This is a genomic window from Pseudonocardia sp. DSM 110487 (genome assembly GCF_019468565.1).
GTDB lineage: Bacteria > Actinomycetota > Actinomycetes > Mycobacteriales > Pseudonocardiaceae > Pseudonocardia.
Genome location: NZ_CP080521.1, coordinates 3,359,533 through 3,373,996 on the forward strand (window position 1 = coordinate 3,359,533; position 14,464 = coordinate 3,373,996).

Sequence of the window (14,464 nt, forward strand, 5' to 3'; positions counted from 1 at the left end):
CGCTGGGCGCCCGTCCCTACTCGACCACCGAGGGCTCTCAGACGCCCAGCGCGGACCGGATGTCCTCCTCGACGGCTGAGGTGGCGACGAACAGCAGTTCGTCGCCCGGTTCGAGGGCGTCGTCGGCTTGCGGCACGATGACCCGCCCGCCCCGCAGGATCACGAGGAGCGCCGAGTCGGTCGGCAGCTTCAGCGACCGCACCGGTCGCCCGGCGAGCGGGGTGTCCTCGGGCAGCGTGACCTCCACGAGGTTGGCCTGGCCCTGGCGCAGCGTGAGCAGCCGCACCAGGTCTCCGACCGCCACCGCCTCCTCCACGAGCGCGGCGAGGAGGCGGGGCGTGGAGACGGCGACGTCGACGCCCCAGTTGTCGTTGAACAGCCACTCGTTGCGCGGGTCGTTCACCCGGGCCACGACGCGGCGCACCGCGAACTCCGTCTTGGCGAGCAGCGACACGACGAGGTTGACCTTGTCGTCGCCGGTGGCGGCGATGACGACGTCGCAGCTCTCCATTCCGGCCTCCTCGAGGGAGGCGAGCTCGCAGGCGTCGGCGTGCACCCACTCGGCGCGTTCCACCGCCTCGGGCTCGATGTTGGCGAGTTCGCGCTCGATGAGCATCACCTGGTGTTTGCTCTCCACCAGTTCCAGCGCGATGGAGCGGCCGACGGCCCCGGCTCCCGCGATCGCGATGCGCATCTCTCAGCCTTCCTGGGGTGGCGCGCCGGCGGCCGCGGTGACGTCACTGACGGTGCCGGACACGGCCGCGACGTAGATGGTGTCCTCGGCCTGCACCGCGGTGTCGTGGCCGGGCAGGACGCCGGTGCCGAACCGCACGATGAAGGCAACGCGGCAGCCCGCGGCGGACTCGAGCTCGCGGATCGGGTGCCCCACCCACTCCTCGTGCACCGGCAGCGGCAGGATCGCGACGGTGCCGGTGGGCTCGCGCCACGCCGATGCCACGCCGTCGGGGAGCAGCATCCGCAGGAAGCGGTCCGTGCTCCACGGGACGGTGGCGACGGTCGGGATCCCGAGCCGCTCGTAGACGGCGGCGCGCTTGGCGTCGTAGATGCGGGCGACGACGCGCTCGACGCCGAACGTCTCCCGCGCGACGCGCGCGGAGATGATGTTGGAGTTGTCGCCGCTCGAGACGGCGGCGAAGGCCTGGGCGCGCTCGACCCCGGCCTCCACGAGCACCTCGCGGTGGTAGCCCTCACCGACAACCTGCTTGCCCCGGAAGTCGGGGCTCAGCCTGCGGAAGGCCTGCCGGCTGCGGTCGATCACCGCGACCTCGTGGCCGAGCCGGTCCAGCCCGGCGGCAAGTGCCGCCCCGACCCGGCCGCACCCCATGATGACGACGTACAACGCACTGCCCTCCCAGGGTCGCGGGAACGCTATCGCGTGGTGCGCCGACGCACCGCATAGGCTTTCCCCGTGTCCAAGCTCGGCGTGGCTGTCAAGCGGCTTCTGGTCGGGCGGCCGCAGCGCAGCGACCGCCTGGCTCACACTCTGCTCCCCAAGCGGATCGCGCTTCCCGTGTTCGCCTCCGACGCGATGTCCTCCGTGGCATACGCCCCGGAGGAGATCTTCCTGACGCTGTCGGTGGCGGGGCTCTCCGCGTACGCGTTCTCGCCGTGGGTCGGTCTCGCGGTCGTGGTGGTGCTGCTCACCGTGGTCACCAGCTACCGGCAGGTCGTGCACGCGTACCCGTCCGGCGGGGGCGACTACGAGGTGGCCACGGTCAACCTCGGTCAGAGGGCGGGAGTCGCCGTCGCGAGCGCGCTGCTGGTCGACTACACGCTGACCGTCGCTGTCTCGATCTCCGCGGCCGCGGCCAACGTCGGAGCACTGATCCCGTACGTCGGTGAGCACAAGGTCGGGTTCGCGGTGGCCGCGATCGTCGTGCTCACCGCCATCAACCTGCGTGGGGTGCGGGAGTCCGGTGTCGCGTTCGCGGTCCCGACCTACCTGTTCATGCTCGGCCTCGGCTCCATGATCATCTGGGGTCTGACGCGGATCCTGCTGTTCGGCGACGTCGTGCGCGCGCCGAGCGCCGACATCGAGCTGCTGGCGGAGGGCGACGCGTTCACCGGGCTCGCACTCGCACTGCTGGTCCTGCGGTCGTTCACCCAGGGCTGCGCGGCGCTCACCGGAGTGGAGGCGATCAGCAACGGCGTGCCGGCGTTCCGCAAGCCGAAGTCCCGCAATGCGGCGACGACCTTGCTCCTGCTCGGGGTCATCTCGGTATCGATGTTCTCCGGCCTCATCGTGCTCGCGCACCTCACCGGCGCGAAGATCGCCGAGCACCCGGCGGAGCAGATCGTGGGCGCCCCACCCGGCTACGTGCAGGAAACGCTCGTCGCCCAGCTGGCCGAGGCCGTGTTCGACGACTTCCCGGCCGGGTTCATCTTCGTGGTGGTCGTGACGGCGCTGATCCTGGTGCTGGCCGCGAACACCGCGTACAACGGCTTCCCGGTGCTCGGGTCGATCCTGTCCCAGGACCGGTACCTGCCCCGGCAGCTGCACACCCGTGGCGACCGGCTGGCGTTCTCGAACGGGATCGTCATCCTCGCGGCCGTGGCGATCGTGCTGGTCGTCGGGTTCCAGGCCGAGGTCACCCGCCTCATCGCGCTCTACACAGTCGGGGTGTTCACCTCGTTCACCCTCAGCCAGTCGGGCATGCTGCGGCACTGGAACCGGTTGCTCGCCACTGAGACCGACCTGGCTGCGCGGCGGCGGATGCAGCGCGCGCGCATGATCAACGGTTTCGGTGCCGTGATGACCGGCCTCGTGCTCGTCGTCGTGCTGATCACGAAGTTCACCCGGGGAGCCTGGATCGCGATCGCCGCGATGGCCGTGTTCTACGTGATGATGCAGGCGATCCGGCGCCATTACGACCGGGTGGCCCTCGAGCTGGTGGCGGGGGAGACCGACGCGGTGCTGCCGTCGCGCAACCACGCGATCGTGCTCGTGTCCACGCTGCACAAGCCCACGCTGCGCGCGCTCGCCTACGCCCGCGCCACCCGGCCCGACGTGCTGGAAGCGGTCACGGTCAACGTGGACGACGCCGACACGAAACGGCTCATGCGCGAGTGGGACCAGCGCAAGCTCCCGGTGCCGCTCAAGGTCGTGGAGTCGCCCTACCGGGAGATCACCAAGCCGGTGCTCGACTACGTCAAGCGGATCCGCAGCAGGAACCCGCGTGACGTCGTCACCGTGTTCATCCCCGAGTACGTCGTGGGCCACTGGTGGGAGCAGATCCTGCACAACCAGAGTGCGCTGCGGCTCAAGGGCAGGCTGCTGTTCCAGCCGGGCGTGATGGTCACGAGCGTGCCGTGGCAGCTGCGCTCGTCCGAGCGGGTCGTCACCCGCCGGCCGGAGACCCCGCCGGGCTCGTCGCGCCGGGGCTACGAGCCCGTGGCCCGTGACGACGGCGCGCCGAAGCAGCCCAAGACGGCAGTGGGGCAGCGGCGGTCGTGAAGCAGGCGGTCTCGGAGCCAGCACTCGACTGGACGGATCGGGTGCTGGAGCTCGACGTCGGCCCGGTCGCGCACGGCGGGCACTGCGTGGCGCGCCACGAGGGCCGCGTGGTGTTCGTCCGGCACGCGTTGCCAGGGGAACGGGTGCTCGCCGTGGTCGTCGAGGACGGCGGCGGCGCGTTCTGCCGGGCCGATGCGGTTGAGGTGCGGGAGGCGGCACCGCTGCGGGTACCGGCGCCATGCGTGTGGGCGCGGGCAGGGGGCTGCGGCGGGTGCGACTTCCAGCACGCCGACCCGGCCCTGCAGCGCGAGCTCAAGGCCGCGGTGCTCGCCGAGCAGCTGCGCAGGCTGGCGGGGATCGAGCGGGTGGTGGAGGTCGAGGAGCTGCCCGGCGGGGCGCTCGGCTGGCGCCACCGGGTGCGGCTGGCCGTCGACGAACACGGCAGGCCCGGTCTGCGCGCCCACCGCAGCCACGACGTCCTGCCGATCGCGGACTGCCCGATCACCCCGGCCGGCGCGCTGCCACCCGTGCTCGAGCACCGGTTCCCGCCGGGTGGCGAGGTCGAGGTGGTCGTCGACGCGGACGGCGTCGTGCACGCCGGGGGTGCCCCTGCTGTGCAGCGCGCGGCCGGGCGTGAGTGGCTGCTCTCGCCGGGCGTGTTCTGGCAGGTCCACCCGGCGTTGCCGGATGTGCTCGCGTCGGTCGTCGCGGACTGGGCGGCCGCGCCGTCCGGCGGTACGGCGTGGGACCTCTACGGCGGCGTCGGCCTATTCGCGGCGGTGCTCGCCGGGCAGGTGGGGCCGGACGGCCAGGTCGTCGTCGTGGAGTCCTCGGCCCGGGCCGTCTCCGACGGGCGGGCGGCACTCGCCGATCTGCCGCAGGTCGGCTGGCGGACCGGGCGCGTCGAACGCGTGTTGCCCGATCTGGACGGCCGGCCGGATGTGGTGGTGGCCGACCCGCCCCGGCGCGGGCTCGGCCGCGAGCTCGTCGACGCGCTGTGCGCGCGGGGCCCCGACCGCGTGGTGCACGTGGCCTGCGACCCGGCCGCGCTCGCCCGCGACCTGGCGCTCTTCACCGCGCGGGGATACCGCGTCGCCGAGCTGCGGGCGTTCGACGCGTTCCCGATGACCCACCACTTCGAGTCCGTGGCGCTGCTGAGCCGCACGTGAGCGTGCTTGTGGTCCTCGCGGGGTTGCCGGGAAGTGGCAAGTCCGCGCTCGCCCACCCCCTTGCCGAGCGGCTGCGGGCCGCGCTGGTGGTCGTGGACCTGCTGGAGGACGCCATGCTGCGGGCAGGCATCGCCGCGGGCGAGCCCACCGGCCTCGCCGCTTACCTCGCCGCCGAGACCGTGGCGGACGACGCGCTCGGCGCAGGAGTACCCGTGGTGGTCGACGCCGTCAACGCGGTCGCGCCTGCGCGGGAGCAGTGGCGGGCGCTCGCCACGCGGCGGGGCGTCCCGCGGGCCGTCGTGGAGGTCGTCTGCTCCGACCCGGCGGTGCACCGCGCCCGCCTGGAGGGCCGCTCGCGCGGGCTCGCGCTACGCGAGCCGACATGGGCAGACGTGCGCGCGCGGCAGTACGAGCCGTGGACCGAGCCGGTGCTGCGCCTGGACTCGATGGACGACGCGGAGGCCAACCTCGCGGCGGCGCTGACCCACGTCGGCACGGCCCGAGCTCTCACCCGACCGCGAGCTGCAAGGCGTGCTCGCGGACGTCGTCAAGGCTCCGCTTGACGGCGCCGAGCATCACCGCGTCCCCGCCGAGAGTCGAGGCCAGCACGCGCGGCGGTGGGTCGCCGTGGCGCGCCAGCAGCTCCTGCACCGTCGAGACCAGCGAGCCACAGGACGCCGCCACCCGGCCGGCGATGATCACCTGGTCGGTGTCCACCAGGCTGGCGAGCGTGGCGATCACCCGGGCCATCCGCTCGGCGATCCGGTCGACGACGCCGGCGGCCAGTGCGTCGCCTGCGGTGGCAGCGGCGAACACCGACGCCGCATCGGGGTCGGGCGCCAGCACGGACCGCGCCACCGGCTCGGCGAGCGCCTCGCGCGCCCACTCACGGGCGAGCTTCGCGATCCCGTCGGTGGAGCCGACCCCCGCGACCAGGTCGAGGAACCGCATCTCACCAGCACCGCCGCGCACCCCGCGCAGGAGCCGCCCGTCCTCGACGATGCCGGCACCGAGCCGCTCGCCGGCGAGCAGCGCGACGAAGTGCCGCTCCCCGCGGCCGTGACCGCGCCAGCCCTCGGCGAGCGCGGCGAGGTTGGCGTCGTTGTCGACGATCGTGCGCCAGCCGTGGCGATCGCGCAGCCGCTCGCCGATGTCGGGGTTCATCAGCTCCCAGTACGGGTTGCCGCGAAAGGCCGTGCGGCCCGCGGCGTCGACCGGGGCGGGCACGCCGACCGTGACGGTCAGCACGCGCCGTACCCGGACGTCCGCCGCGGCCAGCGCGGCCGTGATCGCCTCACCCACGATGTCCAGGCGTTCGGCGGGATCGCCGAACCCGCCGTGGGGCAGGCTCTGGTGCCGGCCCAGCTCGACGCCGCGCAGGTCCGCGACGATCGCCCCGACCCGGTGCTCGCCGGCGTCGACGCCGACGACAAGACCCGCCTGCGGGTCGAACGCGTACCGGCGGGCGGGGCGGCCCTTCTGGTAGCCGCCGAACTCGCGCTGGTTGGCCACCTCGCGCACCCAGCCCCGCTCGATGAGCTCCTCACAGACGTCGTGGACGGTCGCGCGGGACAGCCCGGTGGCTGCCATGAGATCGCTGCCGGTCACCACGGGCGCATGCCACATGCGGTCGAGTACGAGCCGGGCACTCGCCTCGCGCACCATCCGCGAGGACGGCGCGACGATCCGCTCCGGGTCCACTCGGCCAGCTTAGATTTACGCCCGCTATGAACTAGCTCCCGTGGCAGTGCGGCGCTGACGGCGGGAGGTCGAGCGACGGGTTGCCGTCGAAGAACCCGCTGGGCTTGAGCATGAAGCCCACCGTGCTCACCGGCATCACCGGCCAGTCCTCCGGCCGCACCACGTGGTGGGCGCCGAAGGTGTACCAGACCACCACGTCCTGGCCTTCGAGTGGCCGGTCATCCGTCACGTACGCCGGAAGGCCCTGCCCGCCCGGGTGCTGGTTGGGGTAGTCGCCCGCCGCGTAGCGCTGGGTGTCGTCGGCGGCCGTGACCCACAGCTGGTGCTGGGTGAACCCGGCCCGCGGGGCGAACATCGCCTCGGGTGAGTACATCGGCGGCACGTTCGCCCCTGGCATCAGCGCGTACGCGGTCGGTGCCCCGAGCACGGAGGTCCGCTCGGCACTCTCGATCTTCCAGTACCGGGCCTTCGTCGCGTCGAGGTCCCGCTGGGCCACGGCCTCGCTGGTGAGCACCGTGCGGTGGGTCTGCCATGCGTTGCCGTGGGGGTTCGCCGGGCCGGGCGGGCTCGGCGCGGAGTCGATCTCCACCACGGTGTTGGCGGTGCCGTCGACGGTCATGTCCAGCCGCACGCAGAAGAAGTGCTGGTGGTTCGGCCCGTAGAGGCCGGGGGCGACCAGGGTGCCGTGCGCCGGCACCTCGCCGGGGGCCACGGCGCCGGTGGAGATCACGCCGGTGAGCTTGACCTCGTACTCGATCGTGCCGTCCGTGTAGAGGTACCAGAAGTAGCCGTACTCGTAGTTCCCGACGGTCACGATCGTCGAGATCACCAGCCGCCTGCGGCGGCGCACCTGCACCGCACCGGTTCGGAAGTCGGTGTGCTTCCAGGCGATCCCGGCGTCCTCCTCGTGCATGCAGACGGCGTTCGGGATCGTGACCGGAGCGCCGTCGTTGTCGTTCACGACGCCGTCGACGTAGTGGATGTGGCCCACGCAGTCGCAGCCGAGCGTGAGGGAGTTCGCGAGCCAGCCGACGCCGTACTCGCCCTGGTCGAACACGTTCTTGAACCGGTGCGTCGGCGCGGGGTCGCCGTACGGCACGTACATCTCGGCCAGCGAGGCGCGGTAGACGATCGGCCTGCCCGCGTAGCCGACCTCGTGCAGGACGAGGCCCTCGCGCGGCGTGAACCCGATCCGCAGCTCCCAGCCGAGCCAGGTGACCGCGTGCCCGTCGACGGTGAAGCTCGGCCCGTCGGGCTGGGTGATCGAGATCGGCGCCACGTCGGCCCGGTAGGCCTCGACGGCGGGCACGTTGCCGGGTTCGAAGAGCCACGGCTCCTCGTAGTTGCCCGGCTGCGTGGGCAGCGGCACGACGCCGTGGTCGGCGACCTCGACCACCTCGCCTGCGTCCAGGTCCACCACCACGACCAGGCCCTCGACGGGCCGGGCGTAGCCGTGTTCGCCGGGTGCCGAGCGCACCCAGGTGAGCGGGCGGACGATGCGGCGGGCCGACGGGTCGTCCTGCGGCCCGGTCCAGCTGGACGCCCACGGGTCGACCATGGCGAGGGAGAAGTCCTCGATCCCGCGCCTGCGCATGGCCTCCTGCCACCGCGGGTCCGCCTGCACGATGGCCTCGCAGGACGTGAACTCCTCGGCCATGATCGGCGGCTGTACGCCTTCGACCGGTGTCCAGGACAGAACGGCGCGGTCGGTCAGCGAGACGACGGCCTCGTACGTCGCCCGCTCGGTGCGGTCGTAGAGCACGACGTGCGCCTCCCGCGGCAGCGGCGCGGCGTCCGGCGTCCACGCGAGGACGGCGGACTTCGGCGGCTCGTGCAGGGCCACGAACACGAAGCGCACGGAGTCGCCAAGGCCCTGCTCGGCGCGCAGCAGCGCGGCCGCGGCGCCGATCTCGTCCGCGGTCAGCGGCTCGAGTGGGTGCGCGGTGGTGACGGTGACGGTGGGCTCCTCGACGGCGGTCATGCGGCGGCTCCAGTCGGCTCGGTCTCGGGCACCTCGAACTGCCCGATCCGGGTGTAGCGGTCGGGATAGCGGCTACGCAACACCAGCCCGAGGACGAGGCCCGCGACGAAAACGGCGAGCACCACCCATGGCAGCAGCACGATGAACGCGGCGTCGGCCGCGCCTGCCAGGTCGTAGCGGTTGACGATGAGCAGCACGCACGCGCCTGCCATCGCGGCGAACCCGAGGACGGGAGCGACGAGCGTGGACCACCAGCGGAAGCCGTCGCGCGCGGTGGTCAGGAAGTAGCGGATGATCGCGATCGAGACGAGCGCCTGCACGCCGAGGATGCCGAGGACGCCGAGCAGCGGCGACCAGGTGCCGAGCTTGAGCAGCGCGCCCTCGTTGCTGGGGTCGTAGAGCACGAAGGCGAGGCAGTACAGGCCGACGAGGGCGGTCACGGTCATCGACGCGACGACCGGGCTGTGCCGGTGGGACGTGCGGGCGAGCGCCGTGGGCAGCACGCCCTCGCGGCCGAGGGCGAACAGGTAGCGGGCGCTGGTGTTGTAGAACGCCATCGCGCAGGCGAACGACCCCGTCACGATGAGGATCTCCATCAGGACCGTGGCCCACGCGCCCACGTACCGGTCGGTCAGCGGGTAGAACGCGGAGGCGATCTCGCCCGCGTACTGCGCCTGCACCGCCTCGACGGCGCCGGTGAGGCCCCAGCCGGTGACGTAGACGTAGGAGATGATCACGTACAGGACGCCGAGCCCGATGACCGAGCCGTATGTGGCGGTGCGGGCGATCTTGTGCGGGTCGCGGGTCTCCTCGGCGTAGTTGGGGGCCATCTCGAAGCCCACCCACGACCAGAACGCCGCGAACAGCGCGATGCCGGACGCGCCCGCGCCGAACACCTGCACCGCGGCCGGGTTGTCGAAGATCGCAAGTGGGTTGAGCGGGGCGAGCGAGAAGCCCTCGGCGCCGCCGCTCGCGAAGACGCCGACCGCGAGCACCACGAGCACGACCACCTCGGCGACCAGCGCAACCCCGAGCACCTTCGCGGTGAGCTCGATGTGGAACAGGGCGAACGCGGTCATCAGCGCGAGTCCGACGATCATGTAGACCCACGCTGGCAGCTCGAGGCCGGTCAGGCTCGCCACCGTCGTCGAGGCGAAGTAGCCCATCGTGCCGGTCACGGCGGCGGTGAACACCATGTAGCAGAGCGCGATCAGCAGCCCCGAGCCCAAGCCGAGCACGCGTCCGAGGCCGCGGGTGACGAACGTGTAGAAGCCGCCGGCCGACGTCACCCGACGGCACATGGCGATGTAGCCGACCGAGAAGATCGTCAACGCGACGGTGGCGACGGCGAACGCGGCGGGGGAGGCATAGCCGCCGCCGAGCGTCGCGACGGGGACGTTGAACAGCATCGCGGCGAGCGGGGCCGCGCCGGTGACGATGCAGAACAGCACCGACGTGAGGCCGAGTGCGCCACCGGCGAGGCCGTCGGACTCTTCCGGGGGGAGCGGGGCGCCGGCCTGGGGGCCTGCGGTGGGTGCGGCGGTCATGGCAGCTCCGGGGTCTGAGGCATGGGGGACTACCTCTGAGCAGCGTGAGCAGCCCACGTGTCCGCCGTGTCACGGCCGGGTGAACGCGCTGACGCTCCGTCACGTTCTCCGACGATCGCACTACTCCTTCGGAGAGGTCCCTGACGGAGCGAGAGCGCGCAGGGCGAGATCCGTGACCGTGTCGGCGTATGCCTCGGTGAGCGGGGCGGTGCGCAGCAGCCACCGGTGGTACAGCGGCCCGATGAGTAGCTCGACGGCCACGGAGAGGTCGAGGTCGGCGTGCAGCTGCCCGGCGTGCTGGGCGGCGCGCAGCCGGTCGGCGATGGCCGCCATCTGTGGTCGCAGCAGGCGTTCGAGCACGGCGTCGGCGAGCTCGACGTTCTCCTGGATCTCGATCATCAGGGCGCGGGTCGTGCCCGAGAGCTTCGGGTCGGCGAGCTCGGCGACGATCGCGCGGACGACGACGCGGAGGTCGGTCGCGACGTCGCCGGTGTCGGGCAGTGCGAGATCGTCCGGATCTTCGTTGGTGGCCGCGAGGAGGCCGTCGAGCACCACCGCACCCTTCGACGGCCACCACCGGTAGATCGTCTGCTTCCCGACGCCTGCGCGGGCGGCGATCGCCTCGATCGTCAGCTTGCGGAAGCCCACCTCGTGGACGAGCTCGACGGCCGAGGTGAGGATCGCGCGGCGGGAGCGCTCGCTGCGCCGCGTGGGATCGGGGGTCACCGGGCCAGCATACGTCTGGACGAGACGAGACGCACCGTCTTGACAAGGCCGACGCGGACGGTGCATTCTGGTGCAGCGAGACGAACCGTCTCGTTCCAAGAGAAGGGGGTCCGATGGCGCACATCGCCATGGTCAGCATCCCGGCGCCAGGGCACGTCAACCCGAGCCTGGAGATCATCCGGGAGCTGGTGGCCCGCGGGCACCGCGTCACGTACGCGAACGACCCGCTGTTCGCCGGCACCGTGGGCTCGGCCGGCGCCGAGCTCGTGCCGTACGACACGACGCTGCCGGTCCACGGGGGCGACGACGCGTGGGGCGGCGACGCCATCGATGCGCTGCGGCTCTTCCTCGACGACGCGATCGCGATGTTGCCGCAGCTGCGCGCGGCGTACGAGAACGATCGGCCCGACCTGTTCCTCTACGACATCGCAGGCGCCCCGGCCCGGATCCTCGGCGCGCAGTGGGGGATCCCGGCGGTCCAGCTCTCGCCCACCTACGTGGCCTGGGAGGGCTACGAGGACGACATGCGGGAGACGACGGACGCGATGCAGGCCGACCCGCGCGGCGCGGAGATGTACCGCGTCGAGCGGGAGTGGCTGGCCGCCAACGGGCAACCACCCGTGGAAGGCTGGATGGGCCGTCCTGAGCGCTCGATCGTGCTGATCCCGCGGGCGCTGCAGCCGAACGCCGACCGGGTCGGCCCGCAGTACACCTTCGTCGGGCCTTGTTTGGCTCCGCGCCCGGAGCAGGGGGAGTGGACCCGCCCCGCGGGCGCGGAGAAGGTGCTGCTGGTCTCGCTCGGCTCCGCGTTCACCGACCATCCGGACTTCTACCGCCGCTGCATCGCCGCCTTCGGCGACCTGCCCGGCTGGCACGTCGTCCTGCAGATCGGCAAGCACGTCGACCCGGCCGTGCTCGGGGACCTGCCGGAGTCGGTCGAGGTGCACTCCTGGGTCCCGCAGCTCGCGATCCTCGAGCAGGCCGACGCGTTCCTGACCCACGCGGGCATGGGTGGCTCGTCCGAGGGGCTGTGGACCGGCACGCCGATGATCGCCGCGCCGCAGGCCGTCGACCAGTTCGGCAACGCCGACGCTCTGGTGGCCGCGGGGGTGGCGCGGCGCGTCGAGTCGGACACCGTCACCGCCGACGAGCTCCGCGCGGCGCTGCTGGAGATCACGGGCTCGGCGGAGGTCGCGGCGCGCAGCGCGGAGATCCGCACCGAGCTGCGCGAGCAGGGCGGCACGGCGCGAGCGGTGGAGCTGATCGAGCGGGAGCTCTCATCCCGACCCCTCGGCGCGGCGTCGCGGGGCTAGCGGGACGATGTGGGGGTGACCAGCACGTCGCTCACGACCCCGCAGCAGTCCAAGACCCAGCAGCCGCAGTCGATCCCGCAGCGCATCGCCGACGAGCTCGGCGTGCGCCCGCACCAGGTGACGGCCGCGGTCGACCTGCTGGACGGCGGCGCCACGGTGCCCTTCATCGCCCGGTACCGCAAGGAGGCCACCGGGGCGCTCGACGACGCGCAGCTGCGCACGCTCGAAGAGCGGCTGCGGTACCTGCGCGAGCTGGAGGAGCGGCGCACCGTCGTCCTCGATGAGATCCGCAAGCAGGGCAAGCTCGACGAGGCCCTCGAAGCGCGGATCATGGCCGCGGAGTCGAAAGCGCGGCTGGAGGACATCTACCTTCCGTACAAGCCGAAGCGCCGCACCAAGGCGATGATCGCGCGGGAGAACGGCCTCGAGCCGCTCGCCGACACGCTGCTGACCGACCCGGCGCAGGACCCGAACGCACTCGCCGAGGGCTACCTGAACGAGCAGGTGTCCGACGCCGCGGCCGCCCTGGAGGGCGCCAGGGCCATCCTCGTCGAGCGCTTCGCAGAGGACGCCGACCTCATCGGCGGGCTGCGGGAGCGGATGTGGACCCGCGGGCGGCTCGTCACGAAGGTCCGGGAGGGGAAGGAGATCGAGGGCGCCAAGTTCGCCGACTACTTCGACTTCTCCGAGCCGTTCACGAAGCTCCCCTCGCACCGGATCCTCGCCGCATTCCGCGGGGAGAAGGAGGAGGTGCTCGACGTCGCGCTGGAACCGGAGGCAGAGCCCGCCGAGCCCGGCGTCGTCACCGACTACGAGCGCACGATCGCGGCCGCGTTCGGTATCGCGGATCAGGGCCGCCCTGCCGACAAGTGGCTCTCCGACGCCGTGCGGTGGGCGTGGCGCACCCGGATCCTGCTGCACCTGTCGATCGACATCAGGGTGCGGCTGCGCACGGTGGCCGAGGAGGGCGCCATCGGCGTCTTCGCCACGAACCTGCGCGACCTGCTGCTCGCCGCCCCCGCGGGCAGCCGCGCCACGATGGGCCTCGACCCGGGCCTGCGCACCGGTGTGAAGGTCGCGATCGTCGACGCCACCGGCAAGGTCGTGGCCACCGACACGATCTACCCGCACGCGCCGCGCAACGACTGGGAGGGGTCGCTCGCGAAGCTGACGAAGCTCGCCGCGGCCCACGAGGTCGACCTGATCGCGATCGGCAACGGCACCGCGTCGCGGGAGACCGACAAGCTCGCGGGCGAGCTCGTGTCCCGCAACCCCGGGCTCAAGCTCACCAAGGTGATGGTCAGCGAGGCGGGCGCGTCGGTGTACTCGGCATCGGCCTACGCGTCCGCCGAGCTCCCCGACCTCGATGTGTCGCTGCGCGGCGCGGTCTCGATCGCGCGGCGGCTGCAGGATCCGCTCGCCGAGCTGGTGAAGATCGACCCGAAGTCGATCGGCGTGGGGCAGTACCAGCACGACCTCGCCGAGTCGGCGCTGTCGCGCTCGCTGGACGCGGTGGTCGAGGACTGCGTGAACGCGGTGGGCGTCGACGTCAACACGGCCTCGGTGCCGCTGCTGCGGCGCGTCTCCGGCATCACGGAGGGCCTCGCGGCGCAGATCGTGCAGCACCGCGACACGAACGGCCCGTTCCGCACCCGCACCGCCCTCGCGGACGTGCCGCGGCTCGGCCCGAAGGCGTTCGAGCAGTGCGCGGGCTTCCTGCGCATCCGCGGCGGCGACAACCCCCTCGACGTCTCCGGCGTGCACCCGGAGTCCTACCCCGTGGTGCACCGGATCCTGGAACGCGCGAAGGCCGACATCGACGCGCTGATCGGCAACGCCCAGAAGATCAAATCACTCAAGCCGCAGGAATTCGTCGACGCGCAGTTCGGGCTGCCGACCGTCACCGACATCCTCGCCGAGCTGGAGAAGCCCGGCCGCGACCCGCGCCCGGCGTTCCGCACCGCAACGTTCGCCGAGGGCGTCCACAAGATCTCCGACCTGAGGCCGGGGATGCTCCTCGAGGGCGTGGTCACGAACGTGGCCGCGTTCGGCGCGTTCGTCGACGTCGGCGTGCACCAGGACGGGCTCGTCCACGTCTCGGCGATGTCCAACCAGTTCGTGTCCGACCCCCGCGACGTCGTGAAGTCCGGCGACGTCGTGCGCGTCAAGGTCCTCGAGATCGACGAGGCGCGCAAGCGCATCTCGCTCACCCTCCGCCTCGAGGACGAGCCCGCCGCGGGCGCGCGGCAGCAGCCGGGGCCGCGCGAGCGGAACCAGGACCGCAAGGGCGGTCCGCGCGAGCGCAAGGGCGGCGGCGACCGCGGCCGTGAAGGCGGCGACCGCAAGGGCGGGGACCGCGGCCGTGAAGGCGCGGACCGCGGCCGTGGGGGCCAGCAGGGCGGGAACCAGCGGGCAGGCGACCGTCGCGGTGGCGACCGGCGCGGCGGGCAGCGCCAGGGCTCGCCAGCTCCGACGAACAGCGCGATGGCCGACGCACTGCGCCGCGCCGGCCTCGCAGAGGGCGACGGCAAGCGCTGATCAGGGAAGGGGCG

The 14,464-nt window shown here is 72.4% G+C and carries 11 protein-coding genes; 5 read left to right on the plus strand and 6 right to left on the minus strand.

From position 1 onward, the window contains the following. Window positions 1-37: 37 nt before the first annotated feature. Together K1T35_RS15665 and K1T35_RS15670 are read right to left on the minus strand one after the other, a co-directional pair. Window positions 38-694, minus strand: coding sequence for a TrkA family potassium uptake protein (locus K1T35_RS15665; RefSeq protein ID WP_220260883.1), 657 nt, complete (start codon window positions 692-694; stop codon window positions 38-40). A gap of 3 nt (window positions 695-697) precedes the next feature. Further along, a complete protein-coding gene (locus K1T35_RS15670) occupies window positions 698-1,360 on the minus strand; it encodes a TrkA family potassium uptake protein (RefSeq protein WP_220260884.1) in 663 nt (220 codons plus the stop codon). Window positions 1,361-1,429: 69 nt separating this feature from the next. On the opposite strand from K1T35_RS15670, the gene K1T35_RS15675 reads away from it, so the two are divergent. The 3 genes from K1T35_RS15675 to K1T35_RS15685 are packed head-to-tail and all read left to right on the plus strand — an operon-like array spanning window position 1,430 to window position 5,207. After that, window positions 1,430-3,475 (plus strand): APC family permease, encoded by a 2,046-nt coding sequence (locus K1T35_RS15675; RefSeq protein WP_220260885.1) that lies wholly within the window; start codon window positions 1,430-1,432, stop codon window positions 3,473-3,475. Beyond that, a complete protein-coding gene (locus tag K1T35_RS15680; RefSeq protein ID WP_220260886.1) occupies window positions 3,472-4,644 on the plus strand; it encodes a class I SAM-dependent RNA methyltransferase in 1,173 nt (390 codons plus the stop codon). The genes K1T35_RS15675 and K1T35_RS15680 overlap by 4 nt, the downstream gene beginning before the upstream one ends. Further along, window positions 4,641-5,207 (plus strand): AAA family ATPase, encoded by a 567-nt coding sequence (locus K1T35_RS15685; protein ID WP_220260887.1) that lies wholly within the window; start codon window positions 4,641-4,643, stop codon window positions 5,205-5,207. The genes K1T35_RS15680 and K1T35_RS15685 overlap by 4 nt, the downstream gene beginning before the upstream one ends. On the opposite strand, the gene K1T35_RS15690 is transcribed toward K1T35_RS15685, so the two are convergent. The 4 genes from K1T35_RS15690 to K1T35_RS15705 all read right to left on the minus strand — a co-directional run bounded on the left by K1T35_RS15690 (window position 5,152) and on the right by K1T35_RS15705 (window position 10,599). Beyond that, a complete protein-coding gene (locus tag K1T35_RS15690) occupies window positions 5,152-6,345 on the minus strand; it encodes an ROK family transcriptional regulator (protein WP_220260888.1) in 1,194 nt (397 codons plus the stop codon). The two genes, K1T35_RS15685 and K1T35_RS15690, sit on opposite strands and share 56 nt — an antisense overlap. 31 nt (window positions 6,346-6,376) lie before the next feature. Next, the gene (locus K1T35_RS15695) at window positions 6,377-8,326 is read right to left on the minus strand and encodes a primary-amine oxidase (protein WP_220260889.1); all 1,950 of its coding nucleotides are present in this window, start codon (window positions 8,324-8,326) and stop codon (window positions 6,377-6,379) included. Continuing rightward, window positions 8,323-9,873, minus strand: coding sequence for an APC family permease (locus K1T35_RS15700; RefSeq protein WP_220260890.1), 1,551 nt, complete (start codon window positions 9,871-9,873; stop codon window positions 8,323-8,325). The genes K1T35_RS15695 and K1T35_RS15700 overlap by 4 nt, the downstream gene beginning before the upstream one ends. Before the next feature lie 120 nt (window positions 9,874-9,993). Then, the gene (locus tag K1T35_RS15705) at window positions 9,994-10,599 is read right to left on the minus strand and encodes a TetR/AcrR family transcriptional regulator (protein ID WP_255621952.1); all 606 of its coding nucleotides are present in this window, start codon (window positions 10,597-10,599) and stop codon (window positions 9,994-9,996) included. A gap of 113 nt (window positions 10,600-10,712) precedes the next feature. Here K1T35_RS15705 and K1T35_RS15710 point away from each other — a divergent pair, with 113 nt between their 5' ends. Both K1T35_RS15710 and K1T35_RS15715 read left to right on the plus strand, forming a co-directional pair. Then, window positions 10,713-11,912, plus strand: a complete 1,200-nt coding sequence (locus tag K1T35_RS15710; RefSeq protein ID WP_255621953.1) for a macrolide family glycosyltransferase — start codon at window positions 10,713-10,715, stop codon at window positions 11,910-11,912. 15 nt (window positions 11,913-11,927) lie between these two features. Continuing rightward, window positions 11,928-14,450, plus strand: a complete 2,523-nt coding sequence (locus tag K1T35_RS15715) for a Tex family protein (RefSeq protein ID WP_220260892.1) — start codon at window positions 11,928-11,930, stop codon at window positions 14,448-14,450. Window positions 14,451-14,464: the final 14 nt, after the last annotated feature.